Origin of the sequence: Stenotrophomonas acidaminiphila (genome assembly GCF_001431595.1) — a bacterium.
Taxonomy (GTDB): domain Bacteria; phylum Pseudomonadota; class Gammaproteobacteria; order Xanthomonadales; family Xanthomonadaceae; genus Stenotrophomonas; species Stenotrophomonas acidaminiphila.
Genome location: NZ_LDJO01000014.1, coordinates 182,960 through 206,337, shown reverse-complemented (window position 1 = coordinate 206,337; position 23,378 = coordinate 182,960). Strand labels below are relative to the sequence as shown.

Annotated in this window: 24 protein-coding genes; 13 read left to right on the top strand and 11 right to left on the bottom strand. The window is 69.2% G+C overall.

Annotated elements, in window-relative coordinates:
• Positions 1-73: 73 nt before the first annotated feature.
• The 4 genes from ABB33_RS04390 to pilG are packed head-to-tail and all read right to left on the bottom strand — an operon-like array spanning position 74 to position 3,462.
• Entirely contained in the window at positions 74-2,110 is a 2,037-nt protein-coding gene (locus ABB33_RS04390; RefSeq protein ID WP_054667137.1) for a methyl-accepting chemotaxis protein, read from the bottom strand.
• 41 nt (positions 2,111-2,151) lie between these two features.
• The gene (locus ABB33_RS04385; RefSeq protein WP_054667139.1) at positions 2,152-2,682 is read right to left on the bottom strand and encodes a chemotaxis protein CheW; all 531 of its coding nucleotides are present in this window, start codon (positions 2,680-2,682) and stop codon (positions 2,152-2,154) included.
• A complete protein-coding gene (locus ABB33_RS04380; protein WP_054667141.1) occupies positions 2,682-3,044 on the bottom strand; it encodes a response regulator in 363 nt (120 codons plus the stop codon). Before ABB33_RS04380 ends, ABB33_RS04385 begins: the two co-directional genes overlap by 1 nt.
• 16 nt (positions 3,045-3,060) lie before the next feature.
• The gene (gene pilG / locus ABB33_RS04375; protein ID WP_054667142.1) at positions 3,061-3,462 is read right to left on the bottom strand and encodes a twitching motility response regulator PilG; all 402 of its coding nucleotides are present in this window, start codon (positions 3,460-3,462) and stop codon (positions 3,061-3,063) included.
• 247 nt (positions 3,463-3,709) lie between these two features.
• Between pilG and gshB the strand changes: the two genes are divergently transcribed.
• Positions 3,710-4,660: a glutathione synthase gene (gene gshB / locus ABB33_RS04370; RefSeq protein ID WP_056931286.1), complete on the top strand. Its 951-nt coding sequence runs from the start codon at positions 3,710-3,712 to the stop codon at positions 4,658-4,660.
• Positions 4,657-5,547, top strand: a complete 891-nt coding sequence (tolA, locus tag ABB33_RS04365; protein WP_056931285.1) for a cell envelope integrity protein TolA — start codon at positions 4,657-4,659, stop codon at positions 5,545-5,547. Before gshB ends, tolA begins: the two co-directional genes overlap by 4 nt.
• Before the next feature lie 39 nt (positions 5,548-5,586).
• On the opposite strand, the gene ABB33_RS04360 is transcribed toward tolA, so the two are convergent.
• The 6 genes from ABB33_RS04360 to ABB33_RS04335 all read right to left on the bottom strand — a co-directional run bounded on the left by ABB33_RS04360 (position 5,587) and on the right by ABB33_RS04335 (position 13,789).
• Positions 5,587-7,533, bottom strand: a complete 1,947-nt coding sequence (locus tag ABB33_RS04360) for a S9 family peptidase (protein WP_056931284.1) — start codon at positions 7,531-7,533, stop codon at positions 5,587-5,589.
• A gap of 32 nt (positions 7,534-7,565) precedes the next feature.
• Complete coding sequence (locus tag ABB33_RS04355; protein ID WP_198421476.1) at positions 7,566-9,593, bottom strand: TonB-dependent receptor domain-containing protein; 2,028 nt, start codon at positions 9,591-9,593, stop codon at positions 7,566-7,568.
• 69 nt (positions 9,594-9,662) lie between these two features.
• A complete protein-coding gene (locus ABB33_RS18930; protein WP_198421475.1) occupies positions 9,663-10,253 on the bottom strand; it encodes a TonB-dependent receptor plug domain-containing protein in 591 nt (196 codons plus the stop codon).
• A gap of 487 nt (positions 10,254-10,740) precedes the next feature.
• Entirely contained in the window at positions 10,741-12,435 is a 1,695-nt protein-coding gene (locus ABB33_RS04345) for an amidohydrolase (RefSeq protein WP_056931281.1), read from the bottom strand.
• Positions 12,436-12,555: 120 nt separating this feature from the next.
• Complete coding sequence (locus ABB33_RS04340; RefSeq protein WP_056931280.1) at positions 12,556-13,242, bottom strand: glycine zipper 2TM domain-containing protein; 687 nt, start codon at positions 13,240-13,242, stop codon at positions 12,556-12,558.
• Between the two features lie 112 nt (positions 13,243-13,354).
• Positions 13,355-13,789, bottom strand: a complete 435-nt coding sequence (locus tag ABB33_RS04335; protein ID WP_054667154.1) for an OsmC family protein — start codon at positions 13,787-13,789, stop codon at positions 13,355-13,357.
• 325 nt (positions 13,790-14,114) lie between these two features.
• Between ABB33_RS04335 and ABB33_RS04330 the strand changes: the two genes are divergently transcribed.
• The 3 genes from ABB33_RS04330 to ABB33_RS04320 all read left to right on the top strand — a co-directional run bounded on the left by ABB33_RS04330 (position 14,115) and on the right by ABB33_RS04320 (position 16,000).
• Complete coding sequence (locus ABB33_RS04330; RefSeq protein WP_054667155.1) at positions 14,115-14,513, top strand: HU family DNA-binding protein; 399 nt, start codon at positions 14,115-14,117, stop codon at positions 14,511-14,513.
• 500 nt (positions 14,514-15,013) lie between these two features.
• On the top strand, positions 15,014-15,319 hold the full coding sequence (locus ABB33_RS04325; protein WP_054667157.1) for a DUF3861 family protein: 306 nt from the start codon (positions 15,014-15,016) through the stop codon (positions 15,317-15,319).
• Between the two features lie 93 nt (positions 15,320-15,412).
• A complete protein-coding gene (locus ABB33_RS04320) occupies positions 15,413-16,000 on the top strand; it encodes a DUF1439 domain-containing protein (protein WP_056931279.1) in 588 nt (195 codons plus the stop codon).
• Between the two features lie 70 nt (positions 16,001-16,070).
• Here the strand turns inward: ABB33_RS04320 and ABB33_RS04315 are convergent, their stop codons facing one another.
• Positions 16,071-16,538 carry an SET domain-containing protein gene (locus ABB33_RS04315; protein WP_054668746.1) on the bottom strand — a complete coding sequence of 156 codons (468 nt, stop codon included), beginning with the start codon at positions 16,536-16,538 and terminating at the stop codon, positions 16,071-16,073.
• Positions 16,539-16,715: 177 nt separating this feature from the next.
• Here ABB33_RS04315 and ABB33_RS04310 point away from each other — a divergent pair, with 177 nt between their 5' ends.
• Genes ABB33_RS04310 through ABB33_RS04275 form a run of 8 tightly spaced genes read left to right on the top strand, consistent with a single transcriptional unit; the run spans position 16,716 to position 23,341 of the window.
• A complete protein-coding gene (locus tag ABB33_RS04310; RefSeq protein WP_054667161.1) occupies positions 16,716-17,162 on the top strand; it encodes an SUF system Fe-S cluster assembly regulator in 447 nt (148 codons plus the stop codon).
• Positions 17,163-17,179: 17 nt separating this feature from the next.
• Positions 17,180-18,655 carry a Fe-S cluster assembly protein SufB gene (gene sufB, locus ABB33_RS04305; RefSeq protein WP_056931278.1) on the top strand — a complete coding sequence of 492 codons (1,476 nt, stop codon included), beginning with the start codon at positions 17,180-17,182 and terminating at the stop codon, positions 18,653-18,655.
• The gene (locus ABB33_RS04300; protein WP_056931277.1) at positions 18,652-19,074 is read left to right on the top strand and encodes a lysozyme inhibitor LprI family protein; all 423 of its coding nucleotides are present in this window, start codon (positions 18,652-18,654) and stop codon (positions 19,072-19,074) included. Before sufB ends, ABB33_RS04300 begins: the two co-directional genes overlap by 4 nt.
• A 42-nt stretch (positions 19,075-19,116) precedes the next feature.
• Entirely contained in the window at positions 19,117-19,878 is a 762-nt protein-coding gene (gene sufC / locus ABB33_RS04295; RefSeq protein ID WP_425507368.1) for a Fe-S cluster assembly ATPase SufC, read from the top strand.
• The gene (gene sufD / locus ABB33_RS04290) at positions 19,878-21,179 is read left to right on the top strand and encodes a Fe-S cluster assembly protein SufD (protein WP_056931276.1); all 1,302 of its coding nucleotides are present in this window, start codon (positions 19,878-19,880) and stop codon (positions 21,177-21,179) included. The genes sufC and sufD overlap by 1 nt, the downstream gene beginning before the upstream one ends.
• Positions 21,176-22,432, top strand: coding sequence for a cysteine desulfurase (locus ABB33_RS04285; protein WP_054667169.1), 1,257 nt, complete (start codon positions 21,176-21,178; stop codon positions 22,430-22,432). Before sufD ends, ABB33_RS04285 begins: the two co-directional genes overlap by 4 nt.
• Before the next feature lie 43 nt (positions 22,433-22,475).
• Positions 22,476-23,012 carry a GNAT family N-acetyltransferase gene (locus tag ABB33_RS04280; RefSeq protein WP_054668747.1) on the top strand — a complete coding sequence of 179 codons (537 nt, stop codon included), beginning with the start codon at positions 22,476-22,478 and terminating at the stop codon, positions 23,010-23,012.
• Complete coding sequence (locus ABB33_RS04275; RefSeq protein WP_056931275.1) at positions 23,009-23,341, top strand: non-heme iron oxygenase ferredoxin subunit; 333 nt, start codon at positions 23,009-23,011, stop codon at positions 23,339-23,341. Before ABB33_RS04280 ends, ABB33_RS04275 begins: the two co-directional genes overlap by 4 nt.
• The last annotated feature ends 37 nt before the right edge of the window (positions 23,342-23,378 follow it).

Here is a 23,378-nt window from a genome sequence, read left to right as displayed (position 1 = left end):
CGGGCGGCCCTGTTGTGCGGTATGACGACACTTCATCTGCTGGTTCCTTTCCATCCCCGCCCGTTCAACCGGTTCAGGCCGGAAGCTTGAAGTCGGCCACCGAACGACGCAGGTCCGCCGCCAGCTGGTTCAGCTGTCCAAGCGAATCGGCGGTCTGCCCTGCACCCTGCGAGGTCTGGCCGGTGATCTGCCGGATCACGCCCATGGTCTGGGTGATGTCGGTGGCGGCGGCGGCCTGCTGGTGGGCGGCAATGGAGATGTTCTTGATCAGGGTGTTGAGCGCGTTGGACACGCGTTCGATCTCGGTCAGCGCGGTACCGGCGTCCTCGGCCAGGCGCGCGCCCGACACCACCTCGGCGGTGGTCTGCTCCATCGAGGTCACCGCCTCGTTGGTATCGGCCTGAATGGCCTGCACCAGGCCTTCGATACGCCGGGTCGCGCCGGAGGTGCGTTCCGCCAGTCGCTGCACTTCGTCGGCCACGACCGCGAAACCACGGCCCGCCTCGCCGGCCGATGCCGCCTGCACGGCCGCGTTCAACGCCAGGATGTTGGTCTGTTCGGAAATGTCGTTGATCAGTTCCACGATGGAGCCGATCTCCTGCGACGACTCGCCCAGGCGCTTGATGCGCTTGGAGGTTTCCTGGATCTGGTCGCGGATCTGGTCCATGCCCTGGATGGTCTGGCGCACCACGCCGGCACCCTCGGTGGCGATGACCACCGAGCGCTGCGCCACTTCGGCCGACTCGCTGGAGTTGCGCGACACCTGTTCGATGGACGAAGCGATTTCGCCGATGCGGTCCGAGGCGCTGGTGATCTCGTCGGCCTGGTGGCCGGCGGCCTCGGCCAGCTGCATGGCGGTGGCCTGGGTTTCCTGCGCCGACACCGCCACCTTGCTGGAGATGTCGTTGATCGTGGTCACCAGGTGACGCAGTTCGTCCACGGCGTAGTTGATCGCGTCGGCGATGGCGCCGGTCATGTCCTCGGTCACCGAGGCCTTCACCGTCAGGTCGCCTTCACCCAGCGAGCTGATTTCGTCCAGCAGCCGCATGATCGCCTGCTGGTTGCGGCTGTTGAATTCCACCTGGGTCTGGTAGCGCAGCTCCTGTTCGCGCGAGCGGCTGCGCACCGTGCTCCAAACGAAGCCGATGATCGACAGCACCGACAGCGCGCCGAACACCACGCTCCACCAGAAGTTGGGGAAGATGCGGGTGTCGCGGGTGGAGCCGAACGCGGAGAACGCGTCGAACAGCTTGCGGCTGTTGTCCAGCATGCGGTCCGAACCGCTGGCCAGCGCCGCGGCCGAGGACTGCGCGGCGAACAGGTTGCGCGAGCTGGCCAGGATCGCGTCGGCGTCCTTCTTCATCTTGGCCCACTGGGTGGCCGACTGCTCCAGCGCGACCTGCGCGTTGGGGTTGCGCACCGCGGTGATGCCCAGTTCCTCGCTGCCGTTGCGCAGGCCTTCGAGCACCTGGGTGAACACGGTCATGTCGCGTGCCAGCGCGTCGCCGGCACCGCTGGCGCCGGGGCCGCCGGCGCGGATTTCGGTGACGCGGCGGGCCATCGAGCCCACCACCACGACCTGCTGCAGGCCGTTGTAGATCTGGCTGGACTGGGCGCCGCCGGCGGTCATCGCGCGCACCACTTCGTTCAGCTGCGCCTGCAGCTGCGGCACCGCGCCGACGAAATTGTCGGCATTGCCGGCCAGCGCCAGCACCGCGGGCTCGCTGGCCACGATCTGCTCGGCGTTCTTGGACAGCGGCTGCCAGGTCTCGACCAGTTGCCGCAGCGGCGTGGCCACGCCGGCCTCCTGACCGAACCGGCCCTGCAGCTCACCCACGGTGCGGTCGACCCGGGCGCGGGTGTCCTTGAACGCGGCGTAGGCCGCACGGTTGCCGGCCACCGCCTCGCGGCCCTGGTTGGCCAGCTGCTGCGACAGCACCTGCAGGTCGGCCGCACCGGTGCCGGCGCCGGCCAGGCGACTGCCCTGCCAGGTCGCCACGCCGGTGTTGGCACCGAACACGATCATCGACAGTACCAGCAGGCCCAGCCAGAAATTGGTACTTACGTTGCCAAGCTTGCTGGTCTTGGCGGCGTCCGGAGCAGTACTCATGTTTCGACCTCGGTATCCAATACGGAAAGGCGGGCCCGCACTCAGGCGGCGGCCTGCCGGAATTCAGGCGTGCGCGACAGCAGGGAAAGCGAGAACACCCCCCAGTCGTGGTCGCCGTCATTGAAGGCACGCTCGACGAAATGGGCGTAGCGGCCCTGGGCGATGTCGCCTGCCGGGACCTCGGTGGACAGCTCGAAACTGCGCTGTCCGTAGAGCTCATCGATGCTGATGGCGACGTCGCCGCCGGTCTGGCGCATGATCAGCACCCGGTGGCCTTCCTGCTGGACGGTACGCTGCCCTTCCAGGAAGTACTTCAGGTCCACCACCGGAAACAGGTTGCCGCGCAGGTTGCCCACGCCCAGCAGCCACGGCTGTGCCCCCGGCACCGGGGTCACCGGCGGCATCGGCACGATCTCGACCACCTCGCGGAAATCGGACACCAGGCGCCGGCTGCCGATGCGGTAGCCCACGCCGCGCCAGACGTCCGTCGAGAAATGCCGTTCCGGCAGCTGCACCGCGTGCGCCAGGCTGCGCCGCTCATAAGCTTCGAGGATGTCGAAGGGAGATCGCATCAACCCACCAGTTTGTTGATCCGCGCGATCAGGTCATCCTCGCGCGGCGGCTTGACCACGTAATCCGACGCACCCTGGCGCATGCCCCAGGCCATGTCGGTCTCCATGCTCTTGGTACTGACGATCAGGACGGGGATGCCGCGGGTGGCCTCGTCGCGCGACAGCGCGCGCGTGGCCTGGAACCCACTCATGCCCGGCAGCACCACGTCCATCAGCACCAGTTGCGGCGCCTGGCTGCGTGCCAGCTGCAGGCCATCCTCGGCATTGTCGGTGGCGAGCACTTCGTGCCCGGCCTTCTCCAGCCATTGCGTGAACACCGCCCGGTCGGTCGGTGAGTCCTCGATCAACAGGATTCGAGCCATGTGCCTTACCCCCTGGTCAGGCGTTGACGTATGTACGGATGGCGCCCAGCAGTTCTTCGCGGGTGAAAGGCTTGGTCAGGTACTGCTCGGAGCCGACGATGCGCCCGCGCGCCTTGTCGAACAGGCCATCCTTGGAGGACAGCATGATCACCGGCGTGGACTTGAACAGCTGGTTGCCCTTGATCAGCGCGCAGGTCTGATAGCCATCCAGCCGCGGCATCATGATGTCGACGAAGATGATCTGCGGCTGCTGGTCGGCGATCTTGGCCAATGCCTCGAAACCGTCGGTCGCGGTCACGACCTCGCAGCCCTCGCGCTTGAGCAGTGTCTCGGCGGTGCGGCGGATGGTTTTCGAATCGTCGATGACCATCACCTTCAACCCTGCGAGTTCCCCACCCGCAGCCATGTTTTCAACCATTGCGATTTCCCCGGGCGCGCAGCGCGCCATCTGAACGTGGAGCTGCTGCGAAAGCGGTCTATATCCCAGTCCGGCCGCAAACTGTCAAGGGCCGCCGTCATCGCGGGGCCGTCGCCGCGCGCAGTGTGAACCCCATCGCAGTCGTTGCGCAGGGCCATTCAGCCCCGCAACGCTCCGGACCGCGCATGGCGCTGGGCGCCCGTCGTGCCGGGGCGCTACCATCCCCGCCTGACCCGAAAGGCCGTGGATCATGCTGGACGTCATCGTGGTGATGGACCCCATCGCCCAAATCAAGATCGCCAAGGACACCACCTTCGCCATGCTGCTGGAGGCCCAGCGGCGCGGCCACCGCCTGCACTACGTGCGCCCCGGCGGGCTGGCGCTGGAAGGCGGCACCGCCGTGGCCGACACCGCGCCGCTGCAGGTGCGCGACGACCCGGCCGGCTGGTTCACCCTGGGCAGCTACACCCGCACCGCGTTCGGCCCCGGCCAGATCGTGCTGATGCGCAAGGACCCGCCGTTCGACGGCGAGTTCCTGTACGACACCCAGGTGCTGTCGGTGGCCCAGGCCGCCGGCGCCTGCGTGGTCAACGACCCGCAGGGGCTGCGCGACTACAACGAGAAGCTGGCCGCCCTGCTGTTCCCGCAGTGCTGCCCGCCGACCCTGGTCAGCCGCAGCGCCGCAGCGCTCAAGGCCTTCGCCCTGGAGCACGGCCAGGTCGTGCTCAAGCCGCTTGACGGCATGGGCGGGCGTTCGATCTTCCGCAGCGGCACCGGCGACGCCAACCTCAACGTGATCCTGGAGACGCTTACCGACGGCGGCCGCCGGCTGGCGCTGGCGCAGCGTTTCATCCCCGATATCAGCGCCGGCGACAAGCGCATCCTGCTGATCGACGGCGAGCCGGTCGACTACTGCCTGGCGCGCATCCCGCAGGGCGACGAATTCCGCGGCAACCTCGCCGCCGGCGGCCGTGGCGAAGGCCGCCCGCTGAGCGAGCGCGACCGCTGGATCGCCGCCCAGGTCGGCCCGGAGATGAAGCGGCGCGGCATGCGCTTCGTCGGCCTGGACGTGATCGGCGACTATCTCACCGAGGTCAATGTCACCAGCCCGACCTGCGCCCGCGAACTCGACGCCCAGTTCGGCCTGAACATCGCCGGCCAGCTGTTCGACGCGATCGAGGCCGGCCTGCAGCGATGAGCGTACCCGTGGATGCCCTGCCGCCGCCGGCACGCATCACCGAGCAGCAACGGCTGGGCGCCACGCTGACGCTCTCGCTGCTGGTGCACGGGCTGCTGATCCTGGGCGTGGGCTTCGCCGTCGGCGGCAACGCGCCGCTGGTGCCGACGCTGGACGTGATCTTCAGCCAGACCAGCACGCCGCTGACGCCGGAGCAGGCCGATTTCCTGGCCCAGGCCAACCAGCAGGGCGGCGGCGACCACGACACGCCGCAACGGCCGCGCGACAGCCAGGCCGGCATCGTGCCACGCCCCGATGACGGCATCGCGCCGGTCCCGACCCAACGCCAGGCCGCCGCCGCACCGCCACCGCCGCAGGCGCGCGTGGTCAGCAGCACCCAAGGCGAGGAGGTGGTGGCCCAGGCGCAGCCGCGGCCGCTGCCCGAACGCCCCGAGCCGGACGCGCCGATGACCGCGCGCGAGCAGCGCGACGCGGAGATGGCACGACTGGCCGCCGAGGTGCACCTGCGCTCGGAACAGTACGCCAAGCGCCCGAACCGCAAGTTCGTCTCGGCCAGCACCCGCGAATATGCGTACGCGAACTACCTGCGCGCCTGGGTCGACCGCGCCGAGCGCGTGGGCAACCTGAACTACCCGGACGAAGCGCGCCAGCGCCGCCTCGGCGGCCAGGTGGTGATCACCGTGGGCGTGCGCCGCGACGGCAGCGTGGAGAGCAGCCGCATCCTGCGCAGCAGCGGCACGCCGCTGCTCGACGCCGCCGCGCTGCGCGTGGTGGAACTGGCGCAGCCGTTCCCGCCGCTGCCGCGCACCAGCGACGACATCGACATCCTGCAGGTCACCCGCACCTGGGTATTCCTGCCCGGCGGCCAGCTGCACGACGACCGCTGAAGCGGAGGCGCCGGCCGATGCCGACGCCTGCCGTGGCGCCTACTCCGCCGGGGCGAGCAGCGTCTTCTTCCAGAACTCGATCCCGGCCCAGAAGATGTAGTCGCGGTTCTCGCGCTTGTGGAAGCCATGACCTTCGTTGCGCGCCAGCACGTGCCAAGCGTCGCCACCCTGCGCGCGCAGCGCCTTGACGATCTGCTCGGCCTCGGAGGCCGGCACCCGCGGATCGTTGCCGCCGGCGGCGACCATCAGCGGAATCCGGATCTTCCCGACATTGCGCAACGGCGATATCTCCGCCAGCCGGGCACGCTGGGCCGGATCGCGCTCGTCGCCGTACTCCACGCGCCGCAGGTCGCGCCGGTACGCCTGGGTGTTCTCCAGGAAGGTGACGAAGTCGGAAATGGCGACGGCGCAGCTGGCCGAGCGCAGGCGGTCGCTGTAATGCACCGCCGAGGCGTAGCACATGTAGCCGCCGTAGCTGAAGCCGTAGACCGCGAACCGGGCCGCGTCCAGTGCCGGGTCGGCCGCCAGCGCGTCGATGAACGCCCCCACGTCCTTGACCGAGTCCTCGCGTTTCCACGGGCCGTTGTCCAGGTCCAGGAAGCGGGTGCCGTAGCCCGAGGAACCGCGCACGTTGGGCAGGAACAGGGCCACGCCGAGCTCATTGAGCAGATAGTTGTCGGCGCCGAGGAAACCCGGCCGGCTCTGCCCTTCCGGGCCGCCATGGATGTCCATGATCAACGGACGCCTGCCCGGGAAGCGGGCGGGATCGGGGCGGTACAGGAAGCCGGACACCTTCTCGCCGTCGAAGCTGGTGACCTCCACCCGCTCCGGCTCGCGGTTGCGCTCCAGGTCCAGTCCACCGGCCTCGCTGCGGGTCCAGCGGCGGACCTCCAGTGTTTTGGCGTCCACCGAATAGACGTCGCCGGGCACCTTGGCCGACGACAGGCTCAGGCCGATCTCGCCCCACGGCGCGATCTGCAGCAGCTGGCCGATGCTCCAGTCCAGGACACCGTCGGGCAGGCCGTCGACTTGCCGCAGGTTGGCACCCTGGCCATCGCCCACGCGCAGCCGCGACACGCCGGCGTCGTTGATCGCATAGGCCAGCACCTGCTCGTCGTCCGATACCGCATAGTCGGTCACGTCCCAGCGCGGTTCGCGGCTGACCGGGGCGAATGCACCGCTGCGCGGGTCCAGCTTGCCCAGCCGGACGAAATCCGAATCGCGGTTGGACAGCACCCAGATCCGGCCGTCGCGGGCGTAGCGCGCATCGGCATAGGACGCGCGCCCGCGCGCCGGGGTCAGCACCTTCATCCCGCCCCTGCGCAGGTCGACCTCGGCCAGCACGGCGTGGTTTATCGACAGCCGGTTGATGGCCAGCGCACACGCGCCGTCGGGCGAGAAGTCGGAAATGTTCCAGCCGCCGCCACTGACCTGCGCGACCATCCGGTCGCTGCCTGGCCGGGCCGGGTCCAGCACGTAGAGGTCCATGTCCGCGCCGTTGCGCCGCGAGGAGGCGTAACCGAGCAGGCGGCCATCGCGGCTCCAGCTGCCGAACCAGTTGCGCGACCTGCCGTCGGTCAGCAGCTCCAGGCGGCCGTCCTTCAGCAGGTACAGCTGGAAGAACTCGTTGCCGCCGATGTCCTTCTGCACCACCAGGTGGCCGCTGTCGCCCGGGGCGTGGCTGGCGAAGGGGACCGGCTCGGCCTCGAAGCTGAGCTGGGTGCGAGCGGCGCCGGGCGACTGCACGCTGTGCAGCTGGTCGGTGCCGCCGAAGCGGGTCTTCATCAGGACCGAGCGGTTCTGAGGGTCCCAGCCAAGGAAGGCGGCACGGCGGTATTCCAGGTAGCGGGCGCTGGCCTCGGCGGTCGCCGCGGGAATGGCGGGAACGCCGTCGGCATGGATCGCCGGCGGCACCGGAACCGCTGCGGCCGCACTGCCGGCGACGGCCAATGCCGCCGCCAGCAGGGTACGGAGTGCATGATTCATTTCTGCTCCTTGTCGGTATGCAGCCGCGCCGCTCAGAACTTCACCCGCACGCCGGCGGTGTAGTAGGCCCCCATGACGTCGTAATAGGGCGAGAACGTGGCGGCGATGGGCGCCTTCTTGTTGAAGACGTTGTTGGCGCTGGCATACAGCTCGACCCTGCCCTCGCCGCCCAGCCGGTAGGCACCGCCCACGTCGTAGTACACGTAGCTGCCGATCCGGTTGTTGACGATGTTCTGGTTGCGGTCGTAGTCGCCTGCGGACAGGTAGCGCGCACGCGCGTTGAGCGAGAAGGCGTCGCTGTCGAAGGCGATGCTGGACACCGCGCGCCACTTCGGCACGCCCAGCCCGAACGCGTAGCCCTGCGAGCCCACGTACTCCATCCGCTTGACCCCGTCGTCCGTGCTCAGACTGTTGACCCAGGTCGCCAGGGTGCGCAGGCGCAGCCGCCCGGGCACGCCGAACAGGCGGGCGTCGCGGCGGTAGGAAGCTTCCAGGTCGACGCCGTCGGTCTTGTACTGGGACAGGTTGGTGTAGGTGGAGACGATGCGGGTGATGTTTCCTCCCGCGTCGCGCTCGACCCGGCTGCACAGCTCGGCATTGCCGGCGGCGCAGCGGTTGAGGATGTCCTGCAGCCCGATCGTGGTGATCACGTCCTTGATGTCGATGTTGAAATAGTCCACCGACAGGTCCAGCCCTTCGACCGCCCGCGGCGACCAGCTCAGCCCCGCGGTCAGGGTGTCGGCCGTTTCCGGACGCAGCCCCGGGTTGCCGCCGCCGTTGCTCAACGCATAGACGGTCTGGTTGTTGGTCGGGTCGGTGACGTAGCTCCAGCCGGTGGTGGTGGTGGTGAACAGCTCGCCCAGGTTGGCCGAGCGGATATCGCGGGAACGGGCGATGCGGCCGCGGAAGCCGTCGACGAACTCATTGGTGAAGCCGAGCTTCCACGACCAGATCGAGCCGGTGGTGTTGTAGTCGGAGATGCGCGCGGCCGCACTCAGCGCCAGGTTGTTCAGGCCGGGCACGTCCCTGACCAGCGGCACCAGTACCTCGCCGAAGGCCTCCTTGACGTTGAACGAGCCCTTCATGGCACTGAAGTTGAACGAACGGAAAGCCTTGGCCGCGTCCAGTTCGCCGACGCGCTGGTCGATCGCCTCGCGCCGGCCCTCCACGCCGAACGCCACCGAGACCGGGCCCGCGGGCAGCTCCCAGGGTTCGCCGCGCAGGCTGGCGCCAAACACGTCCAGCGTGGTCCTGGCGCGCTGCTGCGGGGTACCGGTGACGTAGTCGATCGCCTCCTGCGACGGCGCGCCTTCGCCGAACACGTTGATCGGCACGCAGTGCACCGCCGGGTTGGCCAGGCTGACGCGGCACACCGGCTTGCCGGTGGACGGATCGATCACCGAATCGATGGCATTGGCCCATGCCTCGCGCAGGATGAACCCCGGCGTATCGAAGTTCGCCTCGGCCTCGCCGTGGCTGTAGTACGCGCTCCAGCGCCAGTCGCCGGCATAGCCGTCCAGCGCGAGCGTGGCCTGCGTGGTCTTGCGCTCGAAATCGATGTGCGGGTAATTGATGTCGTTGTTGAAGCGGCCGATGCGCAACTTGGTCTCGCCGGCCTGCTGCATCGCCTCGCGCACCTGCTGCGGCAGGAACGCGTTGTCGATGCCGATATCCAGGTTGTTGCGGTTGTGGTCGCCGAACCAGATGTAGTTGTTGTACATCCGCGAATGACGCACTTCGGCGGTCAGGCGCACGTCGTCATTGAGATCGTAGCGGCCGCTGGCGAGCACCGAATACCGCTTCTGCGGCGCGCTGAGCGGGCTGTAGTCGTCGTTCGACGGTCCCTCACCGCCACTCATCAGCGCACCGACGACACGGCCGTACTGGAAGTCGCGCAGCGAACCGTCCGGGTTGAACGCCTTGCCCTTGAGCACGCCGGACAGGATCAGGCCGCCGTAACCCGCGTCGGCGAAGCCGACATCGGGCATCAACTGGTACTGGCCGTTGCCGATGGACAACGTCGACCAGCGACCGGCCCGGCTGCGCGAACTGCGCGGCACGATGCCGTCGTTGTCGAGGAACTCACCGCCGACCAGGAAATGGCCGCGCCCATCGGCGAAATCCGTGCCTCAGGCTGCCTCGAAGCGCTTTTCCTTGCCGTCGTTGTAGGTGGACTGCCCGGCCTGGGCGCCCGCCTTGAAGCCTACGAAATCGTGATCCAGGCTGATGTTGACCACGCCGCCGACCGCACCCGACCCCCATGCCGCGGAGGCACCGCCGGTCACCACGTCGACGCTTTTGACGACGATCGACGGGATCGTATTCAGGTCGTTGTCGCTGGAGATGCGGCGACCGTCCTGCAGCACCAGGGTGCGCGAGATGCCCAGGCCGCGCAGATCGACCGGCGCGTTGCCGGCACCGGTATTGGAGCCGGTGGTCTGCGGCGAACTGGTCGCGCGGAACTGCGGCAGGTCATTGAGCGCGGCGCCGATGTTGGTGCGCGAATCGAGCTTCAGCTCTTCGGCGGTGATTGGCAGGGTCGGCGTCGGCGCCACCAGGTCGGGGCGGTCGATGCGCGAGGCGGAGACGCTGACCGTGGCGAGATCGCTGACCTTGCGATCGCTGCCTTCTTCCTTGGTCTGGGCATGGACGCCGGCAGAGGCGGCCAGGCTTGCCAGAACGCACAACGTCAGGGGATGAAGCGGGAGTGGCTTGCGCATTTTTGTTCGTTACCCGAATTCGCTATGACTGGGGGACGCCCCGCATGGGGCGTACCGACAGTGCCAACTCGCGAACGAACAATGCGCAATGTCTACGGGAAGACAAATTTCATTGCCGATGCAACCGGATGCATCTGCTTGTCGGGGCCGGTGTGCGAACGCGGCGCAGGCGCGCGCAAGCGCTTGTTCCAAGGGGCGCGATGCCACCTGGCCGGACGCTGTTTCCAGCGCCGTACTGCCTCGCATGGCGACGTGAATCGCAGTCGATGAAGCGCCGAAGATCGGATCGTTTCTTCCGCAACCTCGACTGCGGTAGCGGATATCGCCCGCAACTGCGCGGCTTTTCCACCCATGCCACCCGCAGGTGGCATGGATGTGCGGCGGCATGGCGGCGCAGCCTGGAGTCCGGTGCGGCATGCATGCGCGGCGACCTGGCAACCACCGCGCGGCGCTGCCGAACCGTCATCGCCGCGGCACCGCGGCGGCGTCAGCCCTCGCTGGCCGGCGGTGCCGCGGTGTAGACCGCTTCGCCATCGACCCAGGTGGACAGCACCTGCAACCCGTCCAGGCGGCCGGCGGCCGCATCGAGCGGATCGCGGCCGAGTACGACGAAGTCCGCGTGCAGGCCCGCGCGCAGGCGCCCGACCCGGGCTTCGTCATGCCCGGCATACGCCGCGTCGCTGGTGAAGCCACGCAGCGCTTCGGCCGGGCTCAGGCGCTGCTCCGGCTGCCACCCGCCCGGCGGCCGGCCATCGCGGTCCTGGCGGGTCACCGCCGCGTACAGGCCCAGCCGCGGATCGACCTGCTCGACCGGGAAATCCGACCCCAGCGCCAGCCGCGCACCGCTGTGCAGATAGCGCTGCCAGGCATAGGCACCCTTGATCCGCTCCGGCCCCACGCGCTGCTCGGCCCACCCCATGTCCGAAGTGGCATGGGTGGGCTGCATCGAGGCGATCACGCCGAGCCGGGCGAAGCGCGGGATGTCCTCCAGCGCCACCACCTGGGCGTGCTCCACGCGCCAGCGGTGGTCGTTGTCCTTGTGCGCGCCCAGCACCTTTTCGTAGGTGTCGAGCACGATGCGGTTGCCGCGGTCGCCGATCGCATGCGTGGCCACCTGCACCTTGCAGCCATCGGCCCTGCGCACGGCCACCTCGAATTCCTCCGGCGAGGTCATCAGCAGCCCGCGGTTGTGCGGGTCGTCGCTGTAGTCGGCCAGCAGGGCCGCGCCGCGGCTGCCCAGCGCGCCGTCCATGAACAGCTTCACCCCGTGCATCTGCAGGCGTCCGCCCGGGTGGGTGTAAAGCCCGTTGGCGCACAGGTCGTCCAGCGCCGCGTTGTTGCCGTCGGCGTAGGCGTCGATGCGCAGCGGCAATCTGCCCTGGTCGGCCAGCCGTTTCATCACCGCCAGGTCCCCGCGCGACACGCCCATGTCGTGCACGCCGGTCAGCCCGTTGCTGACCGCCAGTTGCAGCGCCGCCTGCAGGCGCTTCTCGCGCACCGCCGCGTCAGGTGCAGGGATGTGCGCGCTGACCAGCGCGGATGCGGCATCCACCAGCACGCCGGCCGGCTTGCCGGCGGCGTCGCGCAGGATGCGCCCGCCTTCGGGCTGCCAGTCGCCGGACAACGACCTGCCCGCCTTCTTTTCCGCGATCCGCAACGCGGCGCCGTTGGCCCAGCCGGCATGGCCGTCGATGCGCTCCAGGTACACCGGCCGTTCGGGGAACGCCGCGTCCAGGTCGGCCGCGGTCGGGAACGCGGTGTCGTCCCAGCGGTTCTGGTCCCAGCCGGCGCCCAGCAGCCACTCGCCCGGCGCCAGCGTCTTCTCGAAGGCCTGCAGCCGTTCCACCACTTCGGCACGGCTGCGCGCGCCACTAAGGTCGGCCTGCGCCAGGGTGTTGCCGAGGCCGACCAGGTGCGCGTGCGCGTCGATCAGGCCCGGTACCACGGTGGCCTTGCCGGCATCGACGCGCGGGGCCTGCGGATAGCGTTGCAGCACGGCCTGGCGCTCGCCCACCGCGAGCAGGCGGCCGTCGTCGGTGTCCCACGCCAGCGCATTGGCCGTGGGCTGCTGCGGATCGCCGGTATGGATGGTGTCGGCGAGCAGCACCCGCACTCCGGCCGCGGCCGGCGCCACATGCAGACAGGGAAGCAGGACGGCGAGACAGGCGGCGGTACGGCGCATGCGGGGACACTCCTAGCCAACGGAAACGGCGACTATGCCGCCATCGGCCAGGGCTGACAACGAACGCCAGGGCACGCTGCCGCAGGGCCGCGGCCAGACGCGCGGCCCGCGCCGCGCAGGTCAGTCGGCGCTGACGTCCACCCGCACCCGGATGCGCTCGCCCGGGTGGTAATCGCGGCGGGTGTGGTACTCGCGGCCGGCGTATTCGTAGGTGACGTCGTAACCGGCCACGCGCTCGCTCTCGTAGCCGTAGCCCTCGCGCTGCGGCTCGCATACGCGCACGTCCGAGCGGCGGTAGACCGGGCGGTTGTTGGCATCGTAGATCGCGCGCCCGGCGGCGCCGCCGGCCACGGTGCCGATCGCGGTGCCCAGGTAGCGGCCATCGCCGCCACCGATGCGGCTGCCGATGATCGCGCCGGCCAGGCCGCCGATCACCGTGGCCACCTGGCGCCCGCCATCATTGCCCTGGCGGTAGCCGTCGACGTAACGCCCGTCGCCATAATCGCGGACGTCGTCGCGCTCCTGGCGGTAGCCGTCCGCGCCGTACACGTAGTCGCCCTCGCTGCGCGCGTAGCAGTCTCCCCGGCGGCCGCCGCCGTCGACGATGATCGGGTCCACCCGCACCACGCGCGCATAGTCGTAGACCGGGCCGTTGTCGTCGCGGCCGTAACGGCCATCATCGTCGCGCCACTGGCCGCTGCCCGGGTAGGGGCGATAGCCGCCGTCGTCGTAGCGCTGCGCGGAGGCGGTGAACGCCAGCAGGCAACCGAAGACCAGGACACCTGCAAGAGGCAATGATCGGGACATGGCGGCCGCACCGGCGTATGGGATGGAGGATGGGCGGATGCTCCGGCGCGGCGCGTGAAACGCCCCTGAACCGGAACGCCGGGGCGGCAACGGCGCCGCCCCGGCCGCCGGATCAGCCGGCGAACTCGGTCTCCAGGCTGATCGGCACCGCGCTGAGCGCCTTGGACACCGGGCAGTTCTGCTTGGCATCGTCGGCCACCGCGCGGAACTTCACCTCGTCCATGCCGGGCACCACCGCCTTCACCTTCAGCCGGATGCGCGACAGCTGCGGACCGCCGTCCATCGACAGATCGACATCGGCGCGGGTGTCGAGCGAGCGCGGCGGGAAGCCGGCTTCCGCCAGCTTTGCCGACAGCGCCATGGTGAAGCAGCCCGCGTGCGCGGCGGCGATCAGTTCTTCGGGATTGGTGCCCTTCTCGTCGCCGAAACGGCTGGAAAACGCGTAGCGCGTGTTCTCCATCAACCCGCTCTGCGGCGTGCTCAGCCGCCCCTGCCCGCTCTTGAGATCCCCCTCCCAGTGCGCGGTGGCGTGGCGCGAAATACCCATGGCAAGTCTCCTGTACGTGCGTTGAAGGGAGACCCAGCCTAGGCGAGCGTTCGTTAGCGCCCTGTGCGCCGCGGCGGCAGCGCGCATCGCGGCCGCCCCCTGCCGCCGCCGCGCATGGCCGGGGCCGCGACCGGTGCGCGGCCCCGGGCTTTGCAGCCGGTTTTCCCGCGATCGTGGCCCGACGGCACGCCGGAAGGGCGGTTGGAAGCAATTTTTATGGGGTTTTTGTGCCCCGACCTATTGGCGATGCACCGCGCATGCCCTACATTTCGCTTGCCGACGGGGTCGGCATGACCACAACCACCCGCTCACGGAACAGGAAACCATGGCAAAGACCGCTAAGAAGGCTGCCCCGAAGAAGGCAGCGAAGAAAGTCGCTACGAAGGCCGCCGCCAAGCCGGCCGCTCCCAAGCCGATCAAGGAAGCCCTGACCAAGTCGGGTCTGGTTGCACACCTGGCCGAGGCGACCAGCGTCGCTGCCAAGGATGTCCGCTCCGTCCTGGCCGCGCTGGAAGGCGCCGTTGCCGCATCGGTCAACAAGAAGGGCGCTGGCAGCTTCACCCTGCCGGGCCTGCTGAAGATCTCCACCGTGAACGTGCCGGCCAAGCCGAAGCGCAAGGGCATCAACCCGTTCACCAAGGAAGAGCAGTGGTTCGCCGCCAAGCCGGCCTCCACCAAGATCAAGGTGCGTCCGCTCAAGAAGCTCAAGGACGCCGCGATCTGATCCGCGCGCCCTGGGCGAGAGAACGGGACGGCCATGCCGTCCCGTTTTTTTTTGCGGCGCCACCGGTGCGCGCACGGATCGTCGCCGCGCACTGCCAAGGCCGCACCCTGCGGCATTGCGCGCCGATTGCGCGGCAAGCGGCATGCCTACGGAGGCGGCTCGTCCGCCAGCCACGCCAATCCGCTGCCGGAACAAGCGCAATCCCCACGCCGGGAGGCATCTTCAGGTGCGCGCCCGGGTGACGTGGCCTGCCTGGAGCGTGGGCCATGCATCTCCCCGGAATCGGGTCCATGGCGTGCGCCGCATGCCCGGCGGCCCCGGCGTGGCGGCCATCGCCGGGGCGACGCCCGGCATTGCCAGGCCCTGGCCGCGGGGTGCGCGCCAGCGATGGCGGGTGCGATGCGGTATCGACTGGAACACAGCGTCATGGGCCGGCGCCTCGCCCCGGCCGCCCGGCGGGCCTATGGTGGTCGCCAAGCCCCACGGTCACACGCCACACCATGTCCAGCAGCAAGCACCGCTACCGCATCACCGTCACGCCGATCGAAGCCGATGGCCTGCAGTGCAGCGGCCGTTGCACCATCGAGTTCGAACAACGCAGCCCGCGCAACTGGATGCACGAACTGGAGGACGCGCAGCGGCAGCGGCGCCTGTCGTGCAACGAGGCTGCAGGCGCGGTGGTCGCCACCGGCCTGCTGGAAGCACTGGCCGTGGCCGCGCGCGACGACGCCCACCCGCTGGCGGCACTGCAGCCGGAACTCGACGGGCTGATCGCGAAGCTGCAGGCACTGCGCCAGGCACGCTGAGCGCGGAGGCGACGCCGTCGCGCTAACCGGCCATTCACCGTTTCCGGGTATCGTGCGTCGCTTCCCCCGCCACACTCTTCGCAGGCCGATACGATGAACCTCCGCTCCCTGTTGCTGCCCGCCGTCGCCTGCGTGGTCATGGCCACCAGCGCCCACGCCTCGCCGCAGGTCAGCGGCCGCAAGCTGCTGGTCGATGCAGCCGACGTGCAGCACTACCTGGATGGCAGCTTCCCGCGCTCGCAGAAGGCGCTGGGTGGGCTGCTCGCGATGACCGTCAGCCAGCCGCGGCTCACGCTGCCGGCGGGCAGCCGCCTGAACCTGCAGTTCGACCTGGCCATGGCAGCCGCCGGCGGTGCACCGATGCCGGTGGGCAACGTGCAGCTCAGCAGCGGCCTGCGCTACGACGCGCAGAGCCGTGGCTTCCACCTGGAACAGCCGACCGTCGACGCGTTCCGCCCGGCCATGGCCGGCGCCGAACTCGATGCCGGCACGCGCAGCCTGCTCAACACCTGGCTGGCCGACTATGCACGCCGCGAGCCGATCTACCGCATCGAACCGGCCATCGCCAACGTGATGGGCGCGCTGCAGGTGAAGTCGGTGGGCATCGAGAACGGCCGCATCGCGGTGGACTTCAACCAGAACCTGGGCGCGCTGCTGCCACAGGGAATGCCCGGCAACTGACGCCTGTCCTGCCGGGCGTGGACCCGGGCCGCGCCTGCGGCCCGGTCCGGGAACGACCCGCGCGCCAGCCTCAGCGCTTGGGCTGCAGCATGGTGCCGGTGCACTTGGGCGAACCGCAGCGGCACTCCCAGATTTTCTTCAGGCGCGGGGTGTGGCGCTCGGCCAGGGTGATGCCGTAGTTGTAGGTCAGCTCCTCGCCCGGGCGGATCGCGCGGATCGCCTCGATGAACACCTTGTCCGCGGTACGGTCGTCGCCCTCGGCCTCTTCGATCAGCGCCTCGCAGTTGGGGTCGCAGCTGTGGTTGATCCAGCGCGCGTCATTGCCCTTGTAGCTGGCATCGATGACGTAATCGTCGTTGAGCGTGAACAGGAAGGTATGGCCGCTTTCCACATCGCCCGCATCGTCGGCGTCCACCTCGGCGTGGGTCCGGCGCAGCCCCTTGTACTCGATGATGCGCTCGCCCTTGGCGATGGCCGCCAGCGCGAACACGCCATTGCCGTGGATGGTGGATTTGCGCGCCTGGATCTTCTTGGGCATGTACATGGCCGGGAAACGATGGGAAGGGGGATTCTCGCGCAGTCGCGCAGGCTTCCCAAGCCCGGGCGCCGGATGCCACCGGCTTGACCTGCATCAACGCATCGCCGGGAAGCGGATTTGAGGCTCCGCCCACAAAAGCGTACAATTTCGGTCCACATTGATTCCCCCCGCCTTCCCATGCTCCGCGTCACCAAGCTCACCGACTACGCCAGCGTCGTCATGACCGTGCTCGCCACGCGGCCGGACGAGGTGCTCAGCGCGACCGAGCTGGCCGAGGCCGCCGGGCTCGAGCCGCCCACGGTCAGCAAGCTGCTCAAGCCACTGGCGCAGGCCGGGCTGGTCGAGGGCCTGCGCGGCGTGCGCGGCGGCTACCGCCTGACCCGTCCGGCCACCGAGATCAGCCTGATCGAGATCGTCGAGGCGATGGAAGGCCCGCTGGCGATCACCGAGTGCAGCCAGGGCGAGAGCCAGTGCGGCATCGCCGGCCAGTGCGGCGTGCGCTCGAACTGGCGGCTGATCAACGACGTGGTCGCCGACGCCCTGCGCGGGGTGACGCTGGCGCAGATGCTGCACCCCCTCCCACTTGCTGACCGTCGGCGCATCGACGTCAGCATCGTTTCCTGAATTCCGTAGGCAGCCTCATGGCCACCGAGACCACCGAAAGCGTCGGCAGCGCCGACACCCCAAACCGCGAGATCCACGAACAGCTGGGCCGCAAGTACGAGGCCGGCTTCGTCACCGAGATCGAATCCGAGTCGTTCCCGCCGGGCCTGGACGAGGACATCATCCGCGCCCTGTCGGCCAAGAAGGACGAGCCGGAGTGGATGACGCAGTGGCGCCTGGACGCCTACCGCCACTTCCTGACCATGCGCCAGCCGGACTGGGCCAAGCTGCAGATCGGCCCGATCGACCTGCAGGCGCTGAGCTATTACTCCGCGCCCAAGGGGCCCAAGTACAAGTCGCTGGACGAAGTGCCCAAGGAGCTGCTGGACACCTACGACAAGCTCGGCGTGCCGCTGCACGAGCGCGCCAAGCTGGCCGGCGTGGCGGTCGACGCGGTGTTCGACTCGGTCTCGGTCGGCACCACGTTCCGCAAGGAACTGGCCGACAAGGGCGTGATCTTCTGCTCGATCTCCGAGGCCATCCGCGAGTATCCCGGGCTGGTCCGCCAGTACCTGGGCTCGGTGGTGCCGGTGGGCGACAACTATTTCGCCGCGCTCAACTCGGCGGTGTTCTCAGACGGCAGCTTCGTGTTCGTGCCCAAGGGCGTGCGCTGCCCGATGGAGCTGAGCACCTACTTCCGCATCAATGCCAACAACACCGGCCAGTTCGAGCGCACGCTGATCATCTGCGAGGACAAGGGCCACGTCTCCTACCTGGAAGGCTGCACCGCGCCGATGCGCGACGAGAACCAGCTGCACGCCGCGGTGGTGGAGCTGGTGGCGCTGGAAGACGCCGAGATCAAGTACTCCACCGTGCAGAACTGGTACCCGGGCGACGAGAACGGCGTGGGCGGCATCTACAACTTCGTCACCAAGCGCGCCGAATGCCGCGGCGCCCGCTCCAAGGTCACCTGGACCCAGGTGGAGACCGGCTCGGCGATCACCTGGAAGTACCCGTCGTGCGTGCTGCTGGGCGACGACTCGGTGGGCGAGTTCCACTCGGTGGCGCTGACCCACCACCGCCAGCAGGCCGACACCGGCACCAAGATGATCCACGTCGGCAAGCGCACCAAGAGCAAGATCGTCTCCAAGGGCATCAGCGCCGGCCACGGCCAGAACACCTACCGCGGCCTGGTCAAGGTCGCCGCCGGGGCCGAGGGCGCGCGCAACTACACCCAGTGCGATTCGCTGCTGATCGGCAAGAAGTGCGGCGCCCACACCTTCCCCTACATCGAGGTGAAGAACCCCGCCGCGACCGTCGAGCACGAGGCCACCACCTCCAAGATCTCCGACGACCAGCTGTTCTACTGCCGCGCGCGCGGCATCGACCAGGAGAACGCGGTGTCGATGATCGTCGACGGCTTCTGCAAGCAGGTGTTCAAGGAGCTGCCGATGGAGTTCGCGGTGGAAGCCAAGAAGCTGCTGGAAGTGTCGCTGGAAGGCTCGGTCGGATGATCCGCCTGCCCCTGCTCCTGCCCTTGCTCCTGCTGGCATTGCTGCCGGTGGCTGCCTCGGCCACCTCGCCGGGCAAGGCCTGCGACGATGCCCGCACCCAGCTGGACATCAACGAATGCGCCGCGCTTGAAGCCGACGCCAGCGATGCCGAGCTCAACGCCGTGTACCGGCAGGTGATGCAGAAGCTGCAGGGCCAGCCGGTGGCCATCGACAAGCTGCGCAACGCCCAGCGCCTGTGGATCCAGCTGCGCGACGCCGACATCCAGGCACGCTACCCGGTGGGCAAGGACGAGAACCCACGTGTCCTGTACGGCTCGATGTACCCGATGCTGTATTCGGCCAACAAGGCCGAGCTCACCCGGCAGCGCACCCACTGGCTGCGCGCCACCTTCCTTGATCGCGCCGAAGGCGAGCTCTGATCGCCCCGCCCCACATTCAAATTTGAAGACCGCACCCTCATGCTGAAGATCGAAAACCTCCACGCAAGCATCGGCGACAAGGAAATCCTCAAGGGCCTGTCGCTGGACGTGAAGCCCGGTGAAGTCCACGCCATCATGGGCCCCAACGGCGCCGGCAAGTCGACCCTGGGCAATGTGCTGTCCGGCCGCGACGGCTACGAGGTGACCGACGGCAGCGTGCGCTTCGAAGGCAACGATCTGCTGGAGCTGGAGCCGGAAGCGCGCGCCGCCGCCGGCCTGTTCCTGGCGTTCCAGTACCCGGTGGAGATCCCGGGCGTGAACAACACCTATTTCCTGCGCGCCGCGCTCAACGCCCAGCGCAAGACCCGCGGCGAGCCGGAACTGGACTCCATGCAGTTCCTCAAGCTGGTGCGGCAGAAGCTGGCCGTGCTGCACCTGAAGGACGAGCTGCTGCACCGCGGCGTCAACGAGGGCTTCTCCGGCGGCGAGAAGAAGCGCAACGAGATCTTCCAGCTGGCGGTGCTCGAACCGAAGCTGGCGATCCTCGACGAGACCGACTCGGGGCTGGACATCGACGCGCTCAAGAGCGTGGCCGACGGCGTCAACGCGCTGCGCTCGCCGGAACGCTCGTTCCTGGTCATCACCCACTACCAGCGCCTGCTCGACTACATCAAGCCGGACGTGGTGCACGTGCTGGCCGACGGTCGCATCGTCAAGAGCGGCGGCCCGGAGCTGGCGCTGGAGCTGGAAGCGCACGGCTACGACTTCCTCAAGGACCGCGTGGTGCGCGAGGCGGCCAAGTAATGAGCCCGCTCCTGCAATCGCTGGCCGCCGCGTTCTGCGGCAACGACGAGCGTCGCGCCACGCTCGATGCCGCGCTGCGCAGCGGGTTGCCCGCCGCGCGCAGCGAAGCCTGGAAGTACACCTCGCTGCGCCAGCTCGAACGCCGCAGCTTCGGTGCCGCGCCGCTGCAGGCGCCGAGCGTCGATGACGCGTTGCTGGCCGCCATCCCGGCGCCGCGGCTGGTCTTCGTCAACGGCCGCCCGAGCGACGCCCACAGCGACCTGTCCGGGCTGGACGCCGGCGTGCAGGTTCGCACGCTGTCGTCCGTGCGCCGCGACGAGCCGCTGGCCGCCGGTTTCCTCGGCCGCCGCTTCGACCGCGCCGAGGAGGTCTTCGCCCAGCTCAACGCCGCGCTTGCCGACGAGGGCGTGCTGGTGCAGGTGGCCGAAGGCATCGCCGCGGCGACGCCGTTGCACCTGGTCTTCATCAGCGCGCCGCTGGGCCCCACGCACGCCGATGCCACCGCCGGGGCCAGGGACGCGAACGACATCGCCTGGCACCACCGTCACCTGTTCGAGCTGCGCCGCGGCGCTTCGCTGAACCTGGTCGAGCACCACCTGCAGGCCGGCGACAGCGCGCACCTGGACAACACCCTGGTGCACGTCCACCTGGCGCAGGACGCCCGGCTCGCGCACGCCCGCGCGCAGGCCGACAGCGCGCGCGCCACCTCGCTGCTGCGCACCGACGCGGTGCTGGCGCGCGATGCGGAGTACCGCCGCATCGACCTGGAACTGGGCGCCGCGCTGAGCCGCCACGAACTCAACGTGCGCCTGGAAGGCGACAACGCCCGGCTGGTCGCCAACGGCGTGCTGCTGGGCACCGGCCGCCGCCACATCGACACCCGCCTGGGCATCGAGCACATCGCCCGCGACACCCGCGCCGAACTGCTGTGGCGGGGCGTGGCCGCCAACCGCAGCCGGGTCGTGTTCCACGGTGGCATCCACATCCGCGAAGGCGCCGACGGCACCGACGCCAACCTGTCCAACAAGAACCTGCTGCTGTCCGCCGACGCCGAGATCGACACCCAGCCGACGCTGGTGATCGACGCCGACGAGGTCAAGGCCGCGCACGGCGCCACCGTCGGCCAGCTCGATGCCAACGCGCTGTTCTACCTGCGCTCGCGCGGGGTGCCGGCCGAACAGGCGCGCGCCATGCTCAGCACCGCGTTCTGCCACGAGCCGCTGGCGGCCGTGGACGACATCCTCACCGAGAAGCTGGTCCACCACCTGGGCCAGGCGCTGCAACAGGCAGGCATGGCATGAACCTTTCCTCCCCGCGCCCGATTCCCGCCACCGGCAGCGCCCCCGACTGGGAGCGCGTGCGCGCCGATTTCCCGCTGCTGATGCGCGAGGTCAACGGCAAGCCGCTGGTGTATTTCGACAACGCCAACACCGCGCAGAAGCCGGTGCCGGTGATCGGCGCGGTGGACGAGTTCTATCGCCGCTACAACGCCAACGTCAGCCGCGCGGTGCACGCGCTGGGGACCGAGGCCACCGATGCCTACGAAGGCGCGCGCACCAAGCTGGCGCGCTTCCTCAACGTGCGCGCCAACGAACTGGTGCTGTGCAGCGGCACCACCTTCGCCATCAACCTGGTGGCCTACTCGTGGGCGCTGCCGCGGCTGAAGGCCGGCGACGTGATCCTGGTCTCGCGCATGGAGCACCACGCCAACATCGTGCCCTGGCAGCTGGTCGCCGAGCGCACCGGCGCCCGCATCCGCGTGGCCGAGATCACCGCGGACGGCAGCCTGGACATGGATGCGCTGCACGCGGCGATGACGCCGGACGTGAAGCTGCTGGCGCTGACCCACGTCTCCAACGTGCTGGGCACGGTCAACCCGGTCCGCGAGATCTGCCGCGAAGCGCGCCGGCGCGGCATCGTCACCGTCATCGACGGTTCCCAGGCCGCGCCGCACCTGGAGCTGGACGTGGCCGCCATCGGCTGCGACTTCTACGCCGTCACCGGCCACAAGATGTGCGGGCCCACCGGCACCGGCGCACTGTGGGCGCGCCGCGAACTGCTGCAGGACATGCCGCCGTTCCTGGGCGGTGGCGAGATGATCAAGGAAGTCAGCTTCGAGGGCACGGTGTTCAACGACGCCCCGCAGAAGTTCGAGGCCGGCACGCCCAACATCGCCGGCTTCGTCGGCCTCGGCGTGGCGGTCGACTACCTGGACGGCCTCGGCCGCGGCCATATCGCCGCCCGCGAGCAGGAACTGCTGGCGCACTTCACCGAGGAGCTGCAGCGCGTGGAAGGCGTGCGCATCTTCGGCACCGCCCCGCACAAGGCGGCCGTGGTCTCCTTCCTGGTCGAAGGCGCGCATGCGCACGACCTGGCCACCCTGCTCGACCTGCAGGGCGTGGCGGTGCGCTCGGGCCAGCACTGCGCGCACCCGCTGCTGCAGTACTACGGGGTGGCCGCGACCTGCCGCGCCTCGCTGGCGTTCTACAACACGCATGCGGAGATCGAGGCGTTCATGGCCGCGCTGAAGAAGGTACGCGCCCTGCTGGGCTGAGCATTGCATGGAGCGGGGCGTGGCCGCGTCCTACAATGCGGGCATGGACGCCCTCACCTTCCGCACCGCCACCCCGGACGACGTTCCGGCCCTGATCGAACTGGTCACCTCCGCCTACCGTGGCGACGCCTCGCGCGTGGGCTGGACCACCGAAGCCGACCTCCTGGACGGCCAGCGGGTGGATGCCGAAGGCATCCTCGCCGACATCCAGCGGCCGCGGAGCGCGATCCTGCTGGCCGAGCAGGGCGGCCGGCTGCTGGCCTGCTGCCACGTCGCCGACGAGGACGGCCATGGCTACTTCGGCATGTTCGCGGTCAGCCCCACCGCGCAGGGCGGCGGGGTCGGCAAGCAGGTCATGCTGCAGGCCGAGCGCCACGTGGCCGGGCACTGGCGGCTGCCGAGCATGCAGATGACGGTGATCGACTGCCGCGAGGAGCTGATCGCCTTCTACGAGCGCCGCGGCTATGCCCGCACCGGGATCAAGAAGCCGTTCCCCTACGGCGACGCGCGCTTCGGCCTGCCCAAGCGCGACGACCTGCGCTTCGAGGTACTGGAGAAGCCGCTGGAGGGCGCGGCATGAGCGCGGCCTGGACCTACGTCTGCGCCAGCGGGGAACTGCTGCCGGGCGAGATGAAGACCGCGTTCGACGACGTCACCGGCGCCCCGATCGTCGTGTTCAACCTGGACGGCGAGCTGTACGCGCTGGAAGACCAGTGCACCCACGAGGAGTTCGAACTGTCCTCCGGCAGCATCGATCCGGTCGAGGGCAGCATCGAGTGCGTTCTGCACGGCGCCCGTTTCGACGTCCGCGACGGCCGTGCGCTGTGCGCCCCGGCCTACACCGCGGTGCCCAAGTTCCCGGTCAAGCGCGAAAACGGCGGCATCTGGGCCCGCGACGACCGCGACTGAGCCGGGCAATGGCGCCCTGGGCCGGGGGCGCCTCGCA